Source organism: Arthrobacter sp. KUASC02 (assembly GCF_059739395.1).
In genome coordinates, this window is sequence record NZ_AP046053.1 from 3,634,202 (window position 1) to 3,652,785 (window position 18,584).

The 18,584-nt window shown below is 66.0% G+C and carries 17 protein-coding genes and 1 pseudogene; 6 read left to right on the plus strand and 12 right to left on the minus strand.

Annotated features, from left to right (window positions below; translation table 11 throughout):
* Positions 1-312: 312 nt before the first annotated feature.
* The 9 genes from AC6JAC_RS16675 to AC6JAC_RS16715 form a co-directional block, all read right to left on the minus strand.
* On the minus strand, positions 313-987 hold the full coding sequence (locus tag AC6JAC_RS16675) for an SDR family NAD(P)-dependent oxidoreductase (protein ID WP_497965549.1): 675 nt from the start codon (positions 985-987) through the stop codon (positions 313-315).
* Positions 984-2,228 (minus strand): sialidase family protein, encoded by a 1,245-nt coding sequence (locus tag AC6JAC_RS16680; RefSeq protein ID WP_497965551.1) that lies wholly within the window; start codon positions 2,226-2,228, stop codon positions 984-986. Before AC6JAC_RS16680 ends, AC6JAC_RS16675 begins: the two co-directional genes overlap by 4 nt.
* Before the next feature lie 4 nt (positions 2,229-2,232).
* A complete protein-coding gene (locus AC6JAC_RS16685; protein ID WP_497965553.1) occupies positions 2,233-3,024 on the minus strand; it encodes an HpcH/HpaI aldolase family protein in 792 nt (263 codons plus the stop codon).
* 78 nt (positions 3,025-3,102) lie between these two features.
* Complete coding sequence (locus AC6JAC_RS16690) at positions 3,103-4,092, minus strand: aldo/keto reductase (protein ID WP_497965555.1); 990 nt, start codon at positions 4,090-4,092, stop codon at positions 3,103-3,105.
* 41 nt (positions 4,093-4,133) lie between these two features.
* Complete coding sequence (locus AC6JAC_RS16695) at positions 4,134-4,964, minus strand: ATP-binding cassette domain-containing protein (protein WP_497965557.1); 831 nt, start codon at positions 4,962-4,964, stop codon at positions 4,134-4,136.
* Positions 4,957-5,847: an ABC transporter ATP-binding protein gene (locus AC6JAC_RS16700; protein ID WP_497965559.1), complete on the minus strand. Its 891-nt coding sequence runs from the start codon at positions 5,845-5,847 to the stop codon at positions 4,957-4,959. Before AC6JAC_RS16700 ends, AC6JAC_RS16695 begins: the two co-directional genes overlap by 8 nt.
* 1 nt (position 5,848) lies before the next feature.
* Positions 5,849-6,793, minus strand: a complete 945-nt coding sequence (locus tag AC6JAC_RS16705; protein ID WP_497965561.1) for an ABC transporter permease — start codon at positions 6,791-6,793, stop codon at positions 5,849-5,851.
* A complete protein-coding gene (locus AC6JAC_RS16710) occupies positions 6,790-7,725 on the minus strand; it encodes an ABC transporter permease (protein ID WP_497965563.1) in 936 nt (311 codons plus the stop codon). Before AC6JAC_RS16710 ends, AC6JAC_RS16705 begins: the two co-directional genes overlap by 4 nt.
* A 3-nt stretch (positions 7,726-7,728) precedes the next feature.
* Positions 7,729-9,303, minus strand: coding sequence for an ABC transporter substrate-binding protein (locus tag AC6JAC_RS16715; protein ID WP_497965565.1), 1,575 nt, complete (start codon positions 9,301-9,303; stop codon positions 7,729-7,731).
* A 186-nt stretch (positions 9,304-9,489) separates the two neighbouring features.
* Between AC6JAC_RS16715 and pdxA the strand changes: the two genes are divergently transcribed.
* A complete protein-coding gene (gene pdxA / locus AC6JAC_RS16720) occupies positions 9,490-11,874 on the plus strand; it encodes a 4-hydroxythreonine-4-phosphate dehydrogenase PdxA (RefSeq protein WP_497965567.1) in 2,385 nt (794 codons plus the stop codon).
* 64 nt (positions 11,875-11,938) lie between these two features.
* Positions 11,939-12,721, plus strand: a complete 783-nt coding sequence (locus tag AC6JAC_RS16725; protein ID WP_497965569.1) for a DeoR/GlpR family DNA-binding transcription regulator — start codon at positions 11,939-11,941, stop codon at positions 12,719-12,721.
* Positions 12,722-12,798: 77 nt separating this feature from the next.
* Here the strand turns inward: AC6JAC_RS16725 and AC6JAC_RS16730 are convergent, their stop codons facing one another.
* The gene (locus tag AC6JAC_RS16730; protein WP_497965571.1) at positions 12,799-13,590 is read right to left on the minus strand and encodes a hypothetical protein; all 792 of its coding nucleotides are present in this window, start codon (positions 13,588-13,590) and stop codon (positions 12,799-12,801) included.
* Between the two features lie 44 nt (positions 13,591-13,634).
* Here AC6JAC_RS16730 and AC6JAC_RS16735 point away from each other — a divergent pair, with 44 nt between their 5' ends.
* Positions 13,635-14,015, plus strand: a complete 381-nt coding sequence (locus tag AC6JAC_RS16735; protein WP_497965573.1) for a hypothetical protein — start codon at positions 13,635-13,637, stop codon at positions 14,013-14,015.
* Positions 14,016-14,298: 283 nt separating this feature from the next.
* Positions 14,299-14,694: a hypothetical protein gene (locus AC6JAC_RS16740; RefSeq protein ID WP_497965574.1), complete on the plus strand. Its 396-nt coding sequence runs from the start codon at positions 14,299-14,301 to the stop codon at positions 14,692-14,694.
* 21 nt (positions 14,695-14,715) lie between these two features.
* On the opposite strand, the pseudogene AC6JAC_RS16745 reads toward AC6JAC_RS16740, so the two are convergent.
* Positions 14,716-14,847, minus strand: a pseudogene (locus tag AC6JAC_RS16745) (VOC family protein); the annotation flags it as partial.
* 537 nt (positions 14,848-15,384) lie between these two features.
* Here AC6JAC_RS16745 and AC6JAC_RS16750 point away from each other — a divergent pair.
* Positions 15,385-15,828: a DeoR/GlpR family DNA-binding transcription regulator gene (locus tag AC6JAC_RS16750; protein ID WP_497965576.1), complete on the plus strand. Its 444-nt coding sequence runs from the start codon at positions 15,385-15,387 to the stop codon at positions 15,826-15,828.
* An 11-nt stretch (positions 15,829-15,839) separates the two neighbouring features.
* Positions 15,840-16,073: a hypothetical protein gene (locus tag AC6JAC_RS16755; RefSeq protein WP_497965578.1), complete on the plus strand. Its 234-nt coding sequence runs from the start codon at positions 15,840-15,842 to the stop codon at positions 16,071-16,073.
* A gap of 443 nt (positions 16,074-16,516) precedes the next feature.
* On the opposite strand, the gene AC6JAC_RS16760 is transcribed toward AC6JAC_RS16755, so the two are convergent.
* The gene (locus AC6JAC_RS16760; protein WP_497965580.1) at positions 16,517-18,583 is read right to left on the minus strand and encodes an AIPR family protein; all 2,067 of its coding nucleotides are present in this window, start codon (positions 18,581-18,583) and stop codon (positions 16,517-16,519) included.
* Position 18,584: the final 1 nt, after the last annotated feature.

Consider the following 18,584-nt stretch of genomic DNA (forward strand, 5'->3'; position numbering starts at 1 on the left):
TGAGAGTCGGCGAGCTGCCACAGCAGCCGCCCACCCCAATGCCCTACGGGTTTCCCTCGGCCAAAGTCAGCGAACTCTTGAAGGCGCTTTCGGAGTCCCCTAGTGCCGACAGTTCCGGCACCTGCTTTCCCGATGTAGAGGACCTCTGCGTCGTCGACCCAGTGCGATTCCAGGGCGGGTTGGAGGAGGGACGGATCCTGCTTTTTGAACTGTCCTCCCACGCTCTTCGCAAGGAACAGCCGCTTAAAGCCCAAGTGAGAGAGGGTTCACCGGTTTGGCCCGAAAAGTGAGAGGGCGTTGGGGGTTTGGGGGTTAGAGGGAGGCGCCGCCGCAGATGACGTAGTTCTGGCCCGTGATGGACTTTCCGTGCGGCCCCAGCAGGAAAGCGGCCAGGGCGGCCACATCCTCCGGGTCTACCAGCGCACCCAGGGCCGGCATCCGCACCGGGGTGGCTGCCCGGCCGGGGTCGTTCAGCATCGGGGTGTCGGTCGGGCCCGGCGAGAGCACGTTGACCGTGATCCCCCGCGGCGCGAGCTCCTGAGCCCACGTCCGGCCCAGGCCCATCAACGCGGCCTTCGTGGCCGCATACTGGCTCTTGCCCGGCGACCCCGTGGAGGTGCGGCTGCCCAGCAGCAGCACCCTCCCGCCGTCGGGCATGGAGGGCACCACGGCGTTAGCCAGCGCACTGGCGGCGGCCACGTGGACGGTGAACATTCCCGCCAACGCTTCGGGGTCAAGAGAACCCAAGGGAGCGGTCCGCTGGAACCCGGCGGCATGGACCAACGCATCCGCCGGCCCAATGGCGTCCACAATGCTGGCAAGGGACTCGGGCTCCGAGAGATCCGCCTGCTGCCACCGGAAGCCCTCCCCCAGCGAAGACTCGGTCCGGCTCAGCCCGGTCACCCGCCACCCGTCGGCGAGCAGGCGTTCCGCAATGGCCTTGCCGATCCCTGAGCTGGTCCCGGTGACCACCGCATGCTTGGTCATGCGTCCCCGCCGGGCGTGGTGGTGCCCTCGTACGCCCACTGCGGGTCCACCCGGACGAACTTGATGGCCTGCCGGAAGTACGTGTACGCGATGTTCAGGAAACCGTCCGGGCCCTGGTGGATGGACGGGTAGGAATACTCACGGTTCAGCCCGTCGCGGGAGTTGTTGGACAGGCAGTACCCGTCCCCCACATCCAGGTTGCGGCGGATCGGCCAGGAACGGCCGGAGTCCTCGGAAATCGCCAGAGTCATCGGCGAGCGCGGCGTGCCCCAGAAGGCCTTCCGCGAACCGTCGTCCTCGGAGAAAGCTGCAGCATCCGGCTCGGCGAGCTGTCCCTGCTCCTCGGCCAGCCCGTCGTCGTCGATCTCGTCGTAAAGGGACAGCCGGCGCTCAGTGGAAGCCTCCGCCCGGCTGTGGTTGTAGACCAGGGCCAGGCGGCCGTCGGCGAGCGCCGTGAACTGGATGGAGGAGTTGTTGTTGGGCAGCTCGGTGGGGACCGGCTCGCTCCAGGTGGAGCCGCTATCGGTGGAGCGGGATTCGTAGATCGAGTCCGCCCAGCGGCTCCGGAACAGTGCCAGCAGGGTGCCGTCGGCCACCGGCTGGATGTTCATGTGGACGCAGCCCAGGCTCCCCGGCAGCACGTGCTCGGTCCAGGTGGCGCCGGCGTCGTCGGAGATCATCACGGCGCTGTCGTCGCTGTTGCCCACCCACTTCTCCCCCGGCGTGGTGATGCAGCGGAAGATCGGTACGATCAGGCGGCCGGACGGCAGCACCACCGGGAGCTGCCGGACGAACACGCCGCCCGTTTCGTTCGCGGGGAACAGCGTTTCCACCTCGCCCCAGGTGCGGCCGCCGTCAGTTGACGTACGACGGCGGACCTCGGCGGTGTCCTGGTTGCCCGCCTTCTGCGCGGTGTACAGCAGCCAGAGGGAAGTATCAGGCGCGGTGAACAGGATCGGGTTCTGTTCGGACCGGGTGGAGTCGTCGGAGAGCTGCTGCGGTTCGGACCACTGGCTGCTGCCGGGCTCCAGCGTGGAGAACCAGATGGAGATGTCCGGCACGCCTTCCTGGGTGCCGCCGAACCAGACGCAGCCCAGCCGGCCGTCCGGCAGGGTGAGGAGGTTGGCGGCGTGGCTCTGCACGGTGGGGGCCGGGAGGTAGGCGAAGTCCGCCCCGTCCGCCCGCTTTACGGTCCCGTCCGGGGTGATGGTGCTGTACGCGTCGGTGGTGGTGTTTGTCATGGGGTCAGCTCTCCTTGGTTCCGGCGTCGGAGCGGGCGGCGTCGAGATGGGATTTCGCGATCTGTTCCAGGTGCGTCAGGTCCGAGGCGATGGTGGCGAAGGTGTAGCCCTGGCTCAGCCGGAGGGCCGCCACGTCCCCCGCCGGGGTGTGGATGCCGGCTGCGATGCCGGCCGAAGCGGCGGCCTCGCCGATGGTCTCGAGCGCGGCGTTGAATTCGGCGTCGACGGCGGGATCCCCGGGGAAGGCCCCGCCCACGGCGATCGCCAGGTCCGACGGTCCCACGTAGATGCCGTCCAGGCCGGGGGTGGCGCAGATTTCCTTGACGTTGGCCAGGCCTTCGGGGGTCTCGATCATGGCGAACACCAGGGTGGTGGCGTTGGCGTCGGCGGGCTTGGGGCCGATCCGCAGGGCCGAGCGCATGGGGCCGTAGGAGCGGCCGCCCAGCGGCGGGTACTTGGCGGCGGCCACGGCGGCGGCGGCATCTTCGGCATTGTTGACCAGCGGGACGATGACGCCCACGGCGCCGGCGTCGAGCGCCTTGCCGATCGCGGTGAAGTCGTTGGCTTCCACACGGACCATGCCGACGGCGGTGTGCCCGGCGTCGATGGCCATCAGCCCGTTGAGCACGCCCGAGTAGCCGAGCAGGCCGTGCTGCGCGTCCAGGGCCACGTAGTCGTAGCCGAGCCGGCCGATGCGTTCGGTGGCCACGGGCGCGTCCAGCACGGCCCAGTAGCCCACCGCCTGCTCACGGGCGCGGATTTTGCGGGCGAATTCGAGGGCCAGTTGGGAGGTCATCAGAGTCCTTCAGTCATTGTCGGTTCAGAGAGGCAGTCGGTACAGGGAAGCAGTCGGTTCAGGAAGTTAGTGAGAAAATCAGCGGTTGTAGGCGGGCATGGGGCCCCGCAGCGAGGTGCCCACGGCGTCGCAGGCTTCCACGACGTCGGCGGGCAGCGGCCCGTTGGCCACGGCGGCGATGTTGGACTGCAGCTGTTCCACCTTGGAGCCGCCCAGCAGCATCGAGCCCACGCCGTCACGGTAGGCGAGCCAGCGCAGCGACAGCTCGGCCAGGGAAACCCCGGCATCGGAGGCTATGCGGGAGAGCTCCCCGATGGCGTCGAACAGCTGCTTGTCCCAGTAGCGCTGGGTGTACATGGCGGCCAGCTTGGAGTCGCCGTAGCGGCCCTCGGTGGGCTTGGCGTCGAAGCTGTGCTTGCCGGTGAGCAGTCCGCCGCCCAGCGGGTTGTAGACCATGGTGTGGACGTTGTGGGTGGCGGCGAATTCGAGGTATTCCTCCTCCACCCGGCGTGCCACCAGGTTGTACAGCTGCTGCGCGACGACCGGCCGCGGCGCCCCCACTTCACGGGCGGTGTGGATGACGTCCGCAATCTGCCAGGCGGCGAAGTTGGACACGCCCAGGGCGCCGATCTTCCCTTCGGCAAACAGCTCGGCCACCGTGGCCAGCGTGTCCTGCAGGGGTGTGAGGCGGTCCGGCTGGTGCAGGTAGAACAGGTCGATGCTGTCCACGCCGAGTCGGCGGAGGCTGCCTTCCACACTGTTGCGCAACCCGGCCGGGGACAGCGGCGAGTGCTCGCCGTGGTCAGGGTGCGGCATACCCGCCTTGGACGCCAGGACAATCTCGCCGCGGCGTCCCTTGAGGAGCCGGGAGAGCATTTCCTCGGTGGTTCCCCCGACGTAGGCGTTGGCGGTGTCGATCGTGGTGATGCCGGCGTCGAGCGCTTCCTCCACCATCCGCCCCGCGGTGGCTTCATCCACCGTGTCGCCGAACGTCATGGTCCCCAGGACCAGCCGGGAGATGGGAAGTTTCAGGCCGTCCACCTGGGCGCCTTCGGGCTGCTTGCTCATGCGTTGATTCCTTGCGGTTGCGTTGGTTCAGAAAAGTAGGTTTACGCCTGGTTGGCGAGCGCCAGGGAGCGGACCAGGTGCCGCGGCTTGAGGCCCGTCATGGTGGAGGGGTCCAGCGCGGCGCGGCGGAGTTTGCGGGTGTAGTCCTCCTTGGGGGCGGTCAGGACGGACGCGGTGGAGCCGTATTCAACCAGCTTGCCGCGCTGCATCACCATGACGCTATCGCTGATTTCCTGCACCACGCCCAGGTTGTGCGAGATGAACACGTAGGTGATTCCGGTTTCGTCCTGGATGGATTTCAGCAGCCGCAGCACCTGCGCCTGAACGGACACGTCCAGCGCGCTGGTGGCTTCGTCGCAGACCAGCAGTTCCGGCTTGGACGCCAGGGCCCGGGCGATCCCGATCCGCTGGCGCTGGCCGCCGGAGAACTCGGACGGGTGCTTGTCCAGGGACGCCACGGGCAGGCCCACCTGGTCGATCAGCGTGGCGGCCGCCTTGTGCCGTTCCGCCTTGGACCGGACGCCCTGCAGCTTCAGCGGCTCGGCCACGATTTCCTGTGCCGTCATGTGCGGGTCCAGGGAGCCGTACGGATCCTGGAACACCATCTGGAACTTGGACCGCATGGGACGCAGCTTCGCCTCGCTCATCGAAGCGATGTCCGTACCATCCAGCTCGATACGTCCGCTGGTGGGGGTCACCAGCCGCATCAGGGCCTTGGCGATGGTGGATTTTCCGCAGCCGGATTCACCCACGACGGCGATCGTCTTGCCTTTGTCCACGGAGAAGGACACGTCGTCAACGGCCCGGAAGGTGCCGCCCGGCACGTGGTAGTCCACCACGAGGTTTTCGACGGCGAGGAACGGCTTAGTCATGGCTTGCTCCAGTTGTGGTCAGGGTGGTGGCGGCGGGGGTTTCGTCCCACGGACCCAGGACGGGCACGGCGGCCAGCAGGGCCCGGGTGTATTCGGTGGCGGGGTGGTCCACAATCTGCTGGACGTCGCCGGACTCCACGAACCGGCCGTCCTTCATCACGTGGATGCGGTCCGAGATCAGCCGGGCCACGCCGAGGTCGTGCGTGATCATCAGGATGCCGATGCCGCGCTGTTCCTGCAGTTCCAGCAGCAGGTCCAGGATGCCGCCCTGCACCGTGACGTCCAGGGCCGACGTCGGCTCGTCCGCCACCAGCAGCTGCGGCTCACTGGCCAGGGCGATGGCGATCAGAACGCGCTGCAGCATGCCGCCGGAGAGCTGGTGCGGGTACTTCTTCAGCTGCTTCTCCGGGGTGGGGATGTGCACCTGCTCCAGGAGCCGGATGGCCCGGGCCTGCAGGGCGCCCTTGTCCTTGGCGGAGGCGGCGCCGGCGATCCGGATGGCCTCGAAGAGCTGGCTGCCGATCGAGTGGACCGGGCTCAGCGCCGTCATGGGGTCCTGCGGGATGAGCGCCAGGGTCTTGCCGCGCACCTTGTCGATCGCCTTGGGATCGGCGGTGACGTCGACGCCGTCGATCAGCACGGTGCCGGAAAGCACCGCAAGGTCCTCGGGCAGCAGGCGGAGGATGCCCATCGCCGTCGTCGATTTACCGGAACCGGACTCACCGATGATGGTGACCGTCTCGCCCCGGTGGATGCTGAAGCTGACGGAGTCAACGGCGCGGATGATGCCGGCGTCGGTGATCAGTTCCACCTGGAAGTCGCGGACCTCCAGGAGCGGCTGTTCGGTGAACTTCGGCTGTTCGGTGACAGTGGAAGCGGTCATGTCAGGCACCCTTCTTCTTGCGGCGGGGACGGTCGCGGAGGCCGTCGCCCAGCAGGTTCACGCCCACCACCATGAGCACGATCACCAGGCCCGGCAGGGTGACCATCCACCAGGACGTGGTGATGTAGTCCTGGCCGTCGGAGATGATGCGGCCCCAGGTGGCGAAGGGGCGCTGCGGGCCGGCACCCAGGAAGCTGAGTGCGGATTCGAGCAGCACGGCCTGGGCCAGCAGGAGGAGCACCACCAGGGTGGCCTGCTTGATCACGTTGGGGATGATGTGCTGGATCAGGATCTGGATCCGGTGCAGGCCCAGGATCCGGGCTGCGGAGACGTAGGGCTTTTCGCGTTCCACCAGCACCATGGAGCGGGTGAGGCGGGCAACTTCGGGCCACTGGGCGATGGCGATCACGAAGGTGATCACCGGGATGGAGGGGCCGAACAGGGCCACCACCAGCAGCAGCATCATGAGCAGCGGCAGGGACATCTGGGCCTCGAGGAGCCGCGAAACCACCGTGTCCACCCAGCCGCCGAAGTAGCCGGCGGCCGCGCCGAGGATGATGCCGATGGCGCCGGAGACCAGCACGGCCAGCAGGCCGATGGTCAGCGAGACCTGGCCGCCGTGCAGCACGCGGGAGAGGAGGTCGCGGCCCAGCTGGTCGGTGCCGAACAGGTGCCCGTCCGTGAACGGCGGCAGGCGCCGGGCGGAGAGGTCCTGGAAGTTGGCGTCCGGCAGCGGCAGCACCTGGGCCAGGATGATCGGGATGATCACCAGCAGGGTACAGACCGTGCCCACGATGAGCTTCCATTTGGCGGCATTACGACGGCGGGTGGCGCCTGCCTTGGCGATGTCCGCCTTGGTGACGGCGCTGGGGCTCGGCTGCCGGGCCGATTGCCCGGCCGGCAGTGGTGACGAAGCGCCGGCGGGAGTTGCCGTATCGATGCTCATGCTGTTGCCGCCTTTCCAAGACGAACGCGGGGATCAAGGAGCGGGTAGGCGAGGTCGATGACCAGCTGGACACCCACCGCCAGTAGTGCGGTGAGGAGGACCGTTGCCTGGATGAGGGGGTAGTCGCGGGTTTCGAGGGCACGGACGATCAGGGAGCCGACGCCGGGCCAGGCGAACACCACTTCCACCACCACCACGCCGTTGAGCATGGCGGCGAAGCGGGTGCCGAGGGCGGTGAACACCGGGATGGCGGAGTTGCCCATGGCGTAGCGCCACGTGAGCACCGAGTTCTTGACGCCGCGGGAGCGGGCCACCGTGAGGTACGGGGCGGCGAAGTTGGCCGTCATTTCGCGCCGGACCATCCGGGAGATCAGGGCGATCTGCAGGATGGCGATGGTGATGGTGGGGAGCACCAGCCCGCCCCAGGTGGCGAAGCCGGAGGCCGGGAAGATGGGGATCAGCACGGCGAAGCCGGTGAGGAGCATGATGCCGGTCCAGAAGTCGGGCATGGACTGCCCGGCGATGGTCAGCACGTTCACGCCGAGTTCCTTGCCGGTGTCCGGCCGGCGGGACATCCACACGCCCAGCGGGATGGCCACGACGGCGGTGAGCAGGATGGACGCAGTGGCCAGGGTCAGCGTGTACGGCATCCGCTCGGCCACCACCTGCATGGCTGGGGCCTGGAAGGAGTAGGACTGGCCCAGGTTGCCGGTGAACAGTTGCTGCAGGAAGATCCAGTACTGCTCCAGCACCGGTTTGTTCAGGCCGAACTGTTCCCGGACGGCGTCGAGCTGTTCGGTGGTGGCCAGCGGTCCGGCGTAGGAGACGGCGGGATCGCCCGGGGCCATGCGGATGAGGACGAAGACGGTGGACACCGTGAGGAACACGGTCAGCAGGCCCTGTCCCAGGCGCTTGAGGATGTAGTTCGTCATGGCTTAGGCCTCCAGCCGGGCATCAACGAGGGGGTAGGAGTTGGTGGGTGCCAGGTTGATCCCGGACACCCGCTCCCGGTGGGCGAGGACGGATTTGGGGACGAACGCCCAGGCGCAGGGCCAGGTGTCCCAGATGGCCTGCTGTGCCACGGCCAGGAGTTCCTGCCGGCGGGCCGGGTCCACCTCGGAGGAGGCGGCCTGGATCTTGGCCTGCACGTCCGGGACCACGTAGCCCTGGTAGGTGTCGCGGGTCTTTTCCTTTTCGGGGGTGCCGGCGTACATGCCCTGCATCATGGTGATGGCCAGGCCGGTGGGGCTGCTGAAGCCGTTGCCCAGCAGGTCCCAGTCGCCCTGCTTGCCCTGGCGCCAGGCCAGGATGTTGCCGCCGGGTTCGAACTGCTGCAGCTCGGTCTTGACGCCGATGGCGCCGAACATCTCCACCAGGGCTTCCATCACGGAGGTGTCGGAGGCGAATTCGCCGGTTTCCCAGATGATCTTGAGGGTGAGGTCCTTGACGCCCAGTTCCGCGAGCCGGGCTTTGGCCTTCGCCGGATCGTAGGTGTAGGTTCCGGTCTTGTGGTAGCCGGTGAGGCTGGACGGCGTGACGCCTTCGGCCGCGCTGACGGAGTCCACCAGCACGTCCTTCACCAGCGCCTCGCCGTCGATGGCCCAGCTGAGGGCTTCGCGGACGCGGACGTCGGCCAGCGGGTGGCCGGCGGGCTTGCGGAAGTTGTAGAAGATCTGGTTCAGCCGGAGGCTGGAGGCTTCCTTAAGTTCGACGCCGGGAAGTCCGGCGAGCTGTTCGCGCGAGTCGGGCGTGATGGAGTCGATGATGTCCACCTCGCCGCTGCGCAGTGCGATGACGCGGCTGGATTCCTCGGGGAGGAAGCGGACTTCCACGTTCTCCACCTGCGGGGCGGGGCCCCAGTAGTTCTGGTTGCGGGCCAGGCTGTAGGTGCCGGCGCCGCGGTTGAACTTGGTGACCACGTACGGGCCGGTGCCCAGGCCGTCCTGCAGTTCCTCCGGCTTGTTCTGCGCGGCGGGGGTAATCAGGATCATGCTCATGAGCGAATCCAGGATGGGGACCGGCTTCTTGGACACCATCTTGAAGGTGCGGTCATCCACCGGCACCACGGCGGGGAATTCGGGGAAGAAGCCGGCCACGAAGGAGCCCTGCACCTGCTGGTACATCTTCAGGGCGGTGGCCACGTCCTCGATCTTGACCGGGCTGCCGTCCGAGTAGCGGATGCCGTCGCGGAGCCGGACGGTCCATTCGGTGGGGCCGGTCATCTCGAAGCGGTCCGCGAGGACCAGGACGGGCTTGGTTTCGGGGCCGATGGCGGTGAGGCCCTGGCGGACGGAGCGCTGCACGGTGACGGCGGCGTCGAACTGGTTGAGCTTGTTGTCCAGGCTGACCAGGGACCGGTTGAGGGCCAGGGTCAGGGTGCTGGGTCCCGGCAGGCCGGTGGGGCCGGCGCAGCCGGCGAGGCCTCCTGTGCCCAGCAGAAACCCGGCCGCGGCGCCGAACTGCAGCAGCCGGCGGCGGGAAATCTCACTTCCTTGAGGAAGAACGGTCATCGTTGACCTCTCGGTAGAACGGGGACGGCGGCCTGCCGGTTGGCTGCGCCGAATGTTGTCTCCATCACTTTGCCACTCCTGCGCGAATTGCGCAACCCATCTAGCGTGATTCGCGCAATCGTGCCATGATGAATGCAGTCCCGCGTTTGGCGGGGCCCAACCGACTACTAGCGCGAGAGGAGCAATGTGGCTTCCGTGTATGTGCAGGCCGACGATTTCTCCGGCGCCGCCGAGGTTGGCTACTGCTTTGTGCAGCATGGGCTGTCCGCGCAGGTTTCGCTGGGAACGGCAGTTCTTCCGGGAACGCACGACGGCGGCGCCTCCTTTGCGGGGCAGGTCACCGATGTGGTGGTCACCGATACGCATTCGCGCGGGCTTCCTGAGGCCGCTGCCGGGTCGCTGGTGGCTGAGGCCTTCTCCGGTCCTGTGGCTGCGGCCGCGCAGGTGGCCTTCAAGAAGATCGACTCGCTGTGGCGCGGGAACGTGCGCGCCGAAATTGCCGCGCTGACCGGGCTGGGATACCACGCCGTTGTTGCCGGGGCACTCCCCCAGCTGCAGCGTTCGGTCCGCGACGGCAAGCCGCTGGTTGCCGGAACTCCCCTGGCGCAGACGGACTTGTGGCAGGCCGAACTGTCCGCGCCGCCTGCTGACATTCCTTCCCTGCTCCGCCCGGAGGATCCGGCCTCGGTGCGGACCCTGGACCTGGCCGCGGTCCGGTCCGGCGCGCTTCCCGCCAAACTCGCCGGGCTGCTGCAATCCGGGCAGCCCGCACTGGTGGTGGCGGACGGCGAGACCGTGCGGGACCTGGAGCATGTGGTGGATGCCCTGCTGGAGCTCGGCTTCAGCGCCGGCGGCCGCCGCGTGGTGCTGGTGGGCACGGGCGGAACGGCTGACGTTCTCGCGCAGCGGCTGGCCGCACAAACTGCGCGAAATGCGCAGACCGGGGCACCGGCTGACGCAGCCGCCGCGGAACCGCAGGTGGGCGCCAGGCCGGTGCTCGCCGTCGTCGGCTCCGCCTCCGGAACCGCACAGGCGCAGCTGGCCCGGCTGGAAGCGCGCGGCTTCGCGGTGATAAGGCTGCACCCGCTCTATGCCGGTGCCTCCGGCGCATACCAACCGGAACTGGACGAGGTCCGGCAGGCCCTGGCGGCCGGGAGCAACGTGGCCGTCACCCTGGCCGCCGCAAAGGTGGATCCGGCAAAGGCCGCGGGCATCGTCCGGGCGCTGTCCGGCTTCGCGGCCGAGGCAGCCAAGGGAACAGGCGCTGACCTCATCCTCACCGGCGGTGAGACGGCCCGGGAAGTCCTGGACGCCGTCGGCCTTCAACAGCTGGTACCGCTCGCGGCCGTGCAGCACGGGGCGGTGCTGAGCCGCGCCGACGACGGAACGCTGGTGGGCACCAAGCCCGGCAGCTTCGGCGATGACCTGGCCCTCCTACAGCTTTACGACGAAATCCGGGAGCGCCGCGGCCGGTCCGCGCAGGCTCCCGCCAACACCCTTCCCCGCAAGACTTCCGAACGATCTGGAGCAGACATGACCACCGAAGCAGCACGCAAGACCGAGCAGGACGCCCTCCCCTATGTGGCCGTCACCATGGGCGACGGCGCCGGGGTGGGGCCGGAGGTGGTGGTGGCCGCCGTGCTGGATCCGCAGAGCAACGCCGAGTGCCGGCCCGTGGTGATCGGCGACGCGCTGCGCCTCCGCCAGGCCGCGGATGTCCTGGGCATCGAGGCGGACATCCGGACCATCGAGAAGGTGGAGGACGCGGTGTTCACGCCGGGCCGGGTGAACGTGATCGACCTGGCGCTGCTGCCGGAGGACCTGCCGTGGGGGCAGCTCTCCCCCGTGGCCGGCCACGCCGCGTACGAGTACATCCGGGTGGCCAGCGAGCTGGCCATGGCCGGGACGGTGCAGGCCATCTGCACCGCGCCGCTGAACAAGGAGGCGCTGCACGCCGCCGGGCACATCTTCCCCGGGCACACCGAGCTGCTGGCGCAGCTGACGGGCACGGAGGAAGTGTCCATGATGCTCTCCACCCCCAAGATCCGGGTGATCCACGTGACCACGCACATCGGGCTGATGGACGCCATCCGCAAGATCAACCCGGACCTGGTGGAGCGCACCATCCGCCGCGGGCATGAGGCCCTGGTCCGGGCGGGCATCCCGAACCCGAAGATCGGCGTCTGCGCCATCAACCCGCACGCCGGCGAGAACGGGCTGTTCGGCCAGGGCGAGGAAGCGGAGAAGATCGAACCGGGCGTGAAGGCGGCGCAGGCTGCCGGGATCGACGTGACGGGCCCGCTGCCGGCGGACACGCTGTTCTTCCTGGCCGGCCGGGGCGATTACGACCTGGTGGTGGCCATGTACCACGACCAGGGCCACGGCCCGGTGAAGGTGCTGGGCATTGAGGCCGGCGTGAACATCACCGTGGGCCTGCCGGTGATCCGCACGTCCGTGGACCACGGCACCGCCTTTGACATCGCCGGCAAGGCGATCGCGGATCCGCGCAGCATGGTGGAGGCGCTGCACCAGGCGGCGGAGATGGCCACGCGGCCCAGCGTGGCCGTGTAGCAGCACTGTTTTAGTGGGGGCCGGAACTAGCATGGTAAGCACGCCCACGCGAAGGAGACCGGGAATGCTGAGCGCAAATGCCAGGCGCGAGGAGATCTACCACCTCGCCGTCACCACCGGCCTGGCCTCCGTGGAGGAACTGTCCGCCCGGTTCGAGGTGACGGCGTCCACCATCCGCCGCGACCTGGCGTTGCTGAACGGCCAGGGCCGGCTGGCGCGCACGTATGGCGGTGCCATGGCAATGGGCGCGCACCCGGAGGCGTCGCTGCGGCAGCGCACCGGGGAAGCGTTTGAGCAGAAGCACGCGATCGCCCGCTGGGCGGCGTCCGTGATCCGGCCCGGGGAGAACATCCTGCTCGACGCCGGCTCCACCGTGGGTGCCCTGGCGCATGAGCTGCGGGGTTTCGAGAAGCTGTCCGTCACGACGCCGGGCATCAACACCATGCAGGAACTGGCCGATTCGGAGGGCATTGAGGTGGACTGCCTGGGCGGCCGGCTGCGGAGCCTTTCGCAAAGTTTTGTGGGTCCGTTGGCCGAGGCTGCGCTGGAACGGATGAGCTTTGACCGCGTGTTCCTGGGCGCCGACGCCGTCACCGCCGAAGACGGCATCTGCGAGGCCGACCACGCCCAGACCCGGCTCAAGGAGCTCATGGCGAGGCGCGGCCGGGAGGTGTACGTCCTGGCGGACTCGTCCAAGCTGGGGCTGCGGCCCTTTCATGCGTGGGCGCGGCTGGCGTTGCCGTGGACCCTGGTGACGGACGACGGCGCGGATCCGGCGCAGGTGAGGAAGTTTAGGGATGCAGGGGTTGAGGTTGAGGTGGCGGCGGTCAGGTGGGAGCAAGGGTAGCCTCGATGTTCGCGCCACATTTGCGGCGAGGGATCGTCGCCAAGCTGCGTTGTTCACCGGTCCGGTTTCTTAGTGGATCAGCCCGCAGCTTCAGGCTGCCACTTCTCGATTTTAGCGTCCGCAGCGATGAACCAAACAACTTCAAAAGCCTTGGCGGAATCGCTTGCTTCTCCGGAGTCTGGGTCAAAACCGCCTGTATACGATGCGACCCACTCTGTCTTTTCTTTCTGGGGAATAGTTTTTAGGGCGTAGCCCACCCCATGCTCCTCGACGAAGCTTTCGTACGTCGACGGCGACTCTGCCTGGGCTATCTCCTTGTCTGTAACGACTTCCACGAGGAACTTGTTTGTGCCCTGGGCATGTGCCACATCCGCGATGAGCATTTTGATCTGGTCTTTGTACGCATCCGACGAATAGTCCAACTTGCTCGTGTATACCCAGTACTGGTTTAGTTTCGCTGGGCCCTGATTTCTATCGATCGCGACGATCTCATATGGCGGCCCTTGGTACGCATAGCTTTTTGCTGCGGGCTCAGGCGCTTTCGGTTCTGCGGACGGCTGTTGGCTCTGCACGACCGCAGCCTCGGTCGGTGGCGTGGATGCCTCGGGCGCGCCGTCGCCTCCCTGAATCGCGCCGACGATGCTACCCACGACAGCCACCAGCAGAACAGCACCGCCCAACACTGCCATTGGGCGCCACGGCATCTTCGGCTTAGGGCGGCGGAAAGTCAACTTCGACTGCAACAACGGGCCCGGCTCTTGGGTGACTAGTTCCCAGCCGGACTCCTGCCACTTTCTTGTCGTCCTTCCTTCAGTGCCGCGTATCGCACGCACTTCCTTGAACTCGTACTGCACGTCATCGTCAGCCATGCGGCTCTCCGACCCCCATTAGACTCATCGCTCATAGACACCTCGTGAGCTTATCGGCTCACGAGGCCCAACCGATTCGTGACGCCGCTGCATGGCCCTGGGCATCAGCCGGGACCAGCACAGCCCGCGCCACCTGCACGACGCCGCCGACGTCCTTGGAGCTGCTGCGGGAGCACCGGCTGCAGCAGGTGCTGCCGGCGCTTCGTGACCTGAACGCCGTCAGCGAGGCGCTGGTCACCGCCGGGCCGGTGCAGCTGTTCTCCGCCAAGCACCTGGTCCGCACCCACCACGACTGGGCCTGCACGGGGCGCCCATCATGGACCCGGCCACCGGCCGGCTGCTCGGCGTACTGGACGTCTCGGGGCCGCTGGACACCAACAGCGCGGACACGCCGCGATGGCGCGGTGCGCTGTCCGGGTGGCTGAGTCCCTGCTGGGGACGTCGGCGGCGCTGCCTCCTTGGGTGTTGCGTCTTCCGTGCGTGCCTCCCGGCAGGTTGTGCGCCAGCCCGGCGCTGCGGTTGAGTCATTGGAGGTGCTCGGCGACAAGTTCGCCGCGGTGTTTGCCGACGGCAGCCGGGTGCCGCTAACGCTGCCGCCGGGCAGAGATCCTAGCGCTGCTGGATTCCCGGTCGCAGGGGTGGAGCGCCGAGGAGCTGACGTATGAACTGCACGGGGATGCGGGCACTCCGCAGGCCATCCGCACGGAGATGTTCCGGGTCCGGTCGATGCTGGGCGACGCGGTGGAGTCGAACCCGTACCGGCTGGTTACCGGGCTGGCCGGGTGCACGGATTCCGGGCGGGTGCCGCGGCTGCTGCGCGACGGGCAAGTAGCCGAAGCGCTCGAGGCGTACACCGCTCCCCTGCTCAGCAGGTCGGGTGTTCTGGGGGTCCAGCTGCTGCGGGACCAGCTGGATGTGGCTTTGGCCTCTGCGGTGCGGTCCGTCGGGGACGCCGAGCTGCTTGTCCGCTGGTTGTCCACGGATATGGGTGCCGCGGATCTTCACGCGGTGGAAGCGCTAGGACTATTGGTGGGTCGCCGCGATGACCGGTATGCGGCATTCCGTGCGGGCATGAACGACACGGGAGGGGACCTGCTGGTTTAGCTTCACCGCCCGGTCAGAAGTCAAGCCCTTGCGCAGGAGGCAGAACTCGTTGCCCTCTGGGTCAGACAGGACGTGCCACTGCTTGGCGCCTGTCTGACCGACATCGGCCTGGCGGGCACCAAGGGCAAGCAAGCGTTCCAGCTCGGCGTCCCTGCTCGTCTGGCAGGCCTGGCCATTCATCCAGTACGTTTCCGGACTGACAGCAGCTTCCTCACTAGTACAGGAATCATCACCTGAGCACGGATCCGCAAGGCCCCGTGCGCAGCTGTCTTGTCAAGGTACCTTGACAAGACAGCTGCGCACGGGCACGCTGACTTCATGGCGAGATATAGCGGCGGCCCCACCGTACATAGGGCCATGAAGGGACCTCGCTCTACTGGTGCGTCCATGTCGAGCCCACAGAGTTGGAAGGCTGAGGTAGTCGCCACCCTGATGGCGATACAGCAAGTCCGCCAGACGTGTGACAACACTGAACTCGTGACCGTGAAGTACGCGCGGAAGGCGGGCCTCTCCTGGGCGGAGATCGCAACCTCTCTAGGAGTCACGCGCCAAGCAGCATGGGAGCGGTGGCACGAGATCGACGAGACCCTGCCCAAGAGCGGCGCATGGGGTCCCTCCTCACTAAATGACACAGCGCCTGAGCGGTTTAGCGGTACCGGGTAACCCCGTGCAGCACCGGCCAGACCGGGAATGCTGAGCGCAAATGCGCGGCGCGAGGAGATCTACCACCTTGCCGTGACCACCGGCTTGGCCTCTGTGGAGGAGCTGTCCGCCCGGTTCGAGGTGACGGCCTCCACCATCCGCCGGGACCTGGCGCTGCTGAACGGGCAGGGCTGGCTGGCCCGCACCTACGGCGGGGCCATGGCGCTGGGAGCTCACCCGGAGGCGTCGCTGCGGCAGAGCACGGGCGAGGCGTTTGAGCAGAAGCATGCCATCGCCCGCTGGGCGGCGTCGGTGATCCGGCCCGGGGAGAACATCCTGCTCGACGCCGGTTCCACCGTGGGTGCCCTTGCCCACGAGCTCCGGGGGTTCGAGAAGCTGTCCGTGACGACGCCGGGCATCAACACCATGCAGGAACTGGCCGATTCGGAGGGCATCGAGGTGGACTGCCTTGCGGCCGGCTGCGGAGCCTGAGCCAGAGCTTCGTGGGCCCGCTGGCCGAGGCGGCGCTGGAGCGGATGAGCTTTGACCGGGTGTTCCTAGGCGCGGACGCCGTCACCGCCGAGGACGGCATCTGCGAGGCCGATCACGCCAAGACCCGGCTCAAGGAGCTCATGGCCCGGCGTGGGCGGGACGTGTACGTGCTGGCGGATTCGTCCAAGCTCAGCCTGCGGCCCTTCCATGCCTGGGCCCGTCTAGCACTGCCGTGGAGCTGGTGACGGACGACGGCGCGGAACCGGAGCAGGTGACAAAGTTTAGGGATGCGGGGTACAGGTGGAGGTGGCGGCGGGAAATTGCAGTTCAAAACCTTCTTCGCGATCGTGTCCAACATATGAAAATTCGCCTTCTGCGCTTAGCATTCGAGTCATGGCGATAATTCGAAGCATAGAGCCCGGCCACTCAGCGGTGCGGTTAAACCGCACCGAAGTCGACTGCACTTATCAAGTTCTGGAAGACCCCGAGCGGGGGCGAATTCTGCATCTGGCCACGTACGGATCCGATGACCGGGCATCAGCACCGAAAGTCAGTCAAGTTATCCAGCTTGATGAACATCAAGGCCGCAAACTACTCGAGATATTGTTGCACCTATTTCCCTCCATGTGAGCAGTAACAGTCGCTCGATGCGCGCCATGGTTACCCGAATTTGCACTCTTCGAACGCTTTAGAAGTCCGTGCGGCTGATAAGTGCATTACTCGCGCACTTTTCCAGTGCACTAAGAAGACGTGCGGCCTGCCTTTCAGTCGGAACCAGCTTTCGTCGCGCGACCGTCAAAATGATATCCCTGTCTGTGGGGCTGATCACTCCTGCGTGGCCGCCCTCGGAAAGGACTTCCTCCCAAACGTGCGGCGCAACGTTGAGCATCCGTTCGATCGTCTCAAAGCCAGTGTCCATGCGGCGTTGCTTTCGTGCCTCTCCTTGACGGCTACTGAGGCTCACCCCTGCGATCAAGTCACTTGCCAGGTCGTCTGGCAACTCAAATCGCGCCAGTTTTGCAATGTTCCAGCAGGCTTCCTGCTTCGCCCATTGGGTTACGTTGTCCTGAGGCCGATTTTCATCCGTCAGGACGCGGTGCATCGCGCGCGCGGTGGTTACAAGCGCACCTAGTGTTGTCTTGCTCAGCTTTTGTCGCAGCCATACTGCCTCAAAGTCGAACTTCGACCCCGGGAACTGGCGCTCTACCTCATATGAGAACTTGGATATCGCGTACGTCACGACGTTGGCCAGGTAGCCAGTACCCTGCCACGGTTCCTTCACGATAGCTGAGCGGAGTTCGTTGTACATGATGGCTTTCGCGATGTTAGCCCGGAAGTATGCGTCACCGAATTCGTCAGGTCTTTCACTCCAAGCCTTATCTGCCAGAACGGCATAGGCCGTGAAATTGCTCTGCGCCCCCCTGCTCACGAGGTGTGGCTTCTGAGACCAAGAGAAGGCATACTTTGCCCAGTCGGTCTTTGTCACCTTCTGGCGCTTCGGGTACTCCAGGTCGAACTTTCTCTTCTCGGTGGCGGAACCAGCATTCCGAGTGTTTTCATACTGCCCGCGTGTGCGTTCATAGAACCATCGTGTTTGGTACTGCTCACCCTCCTGCGCGGGCGCTTTGAGCCGTCGACTGATCTGCTCAAGTCGCACATGGAACTCACTATTGGAGAAGAAGTCAGCTTCGCTAACCTTGTTTTGGCTATTCGCAAAGCGAGAGATGTTGGCGACCAGACTCCCGGCTTGATCCGCATCGACGGTGACCAGTTTCATCTGCACGAAAACGTCGTCCAATTCACGTCCCTGCTGCTTCAGGAAGTACAACAGTGATGAGGTGGTCTGCCCTCCATTCACAATTTGCCAGTTCCGTATGGAACGAATTCTTACGCCGCCGGCCGACGTGACTACGTCGATGTCTGTGGCTGTGGTCGTAAGCCCGTTGTTGTAGGCCAGGAACATCTCGGGTTCGTGCGCAAGCGTATACTGGATCCCCTTGTTGACCTTGCCACGCGCACTCAGAAACGTACGTACGTTGGACTCAAGTAGCTGGCTTCCGAATTCTTGGAAGACTTCGGCTAACAGTTTCCCCGGCAAAACGGCCAAATAGCTCTTGGCGTGTTCGCCGCTCTGCGCTCCCACGAGACAAGACAAACCATCTGGCACCCATCGCGTGAGATCGATTTCAAGCTCGTCACGGCCGCTTTCGGAGAGCGAGAGCTCCTCAAATCGACGAACATCCCAAATTGTGTATGACGCAGCTTTCTCACACACCTGATTGGTTGGGATGGTCTTGATGCGCTGGCTCATAGTCCCATCCGTTACGAGGATGAACTTGAGACGGTCCGCACGCTTCAACTGCTGGGCGAAGTAAGAGGCATGTTCGGCTTCGCGGGAACTTGGCTCCAGATTTTCAGTCAGCCAGCCGTCCGCCGCATGCTCGAGGAATGAAGCGCCCGACGCGAAGATTCGTTTTGCATCGGTCATCGTCAAGACCCGCCCCGGCTCGTCATAGTGCAGTCCCACTATTACAACCAGGGAATCGTCAGCATGGTCCTCCGCGTAACCTAGTAATTCCAACACTCGGCCACGGCGCCCCGTGCAACGCAACGGCTCGACAGCGACGTCGAATACTACTTCTGCCGCCTCTAGTCGTTCCGCGAGCTCATCGGCAAACGCATACAGCTGGAATTCGGATTCTCCCGCCGCTCTCAAGGCAATGTTGTTGCGAAGCTCGTTCTCAAAATCGTTCATT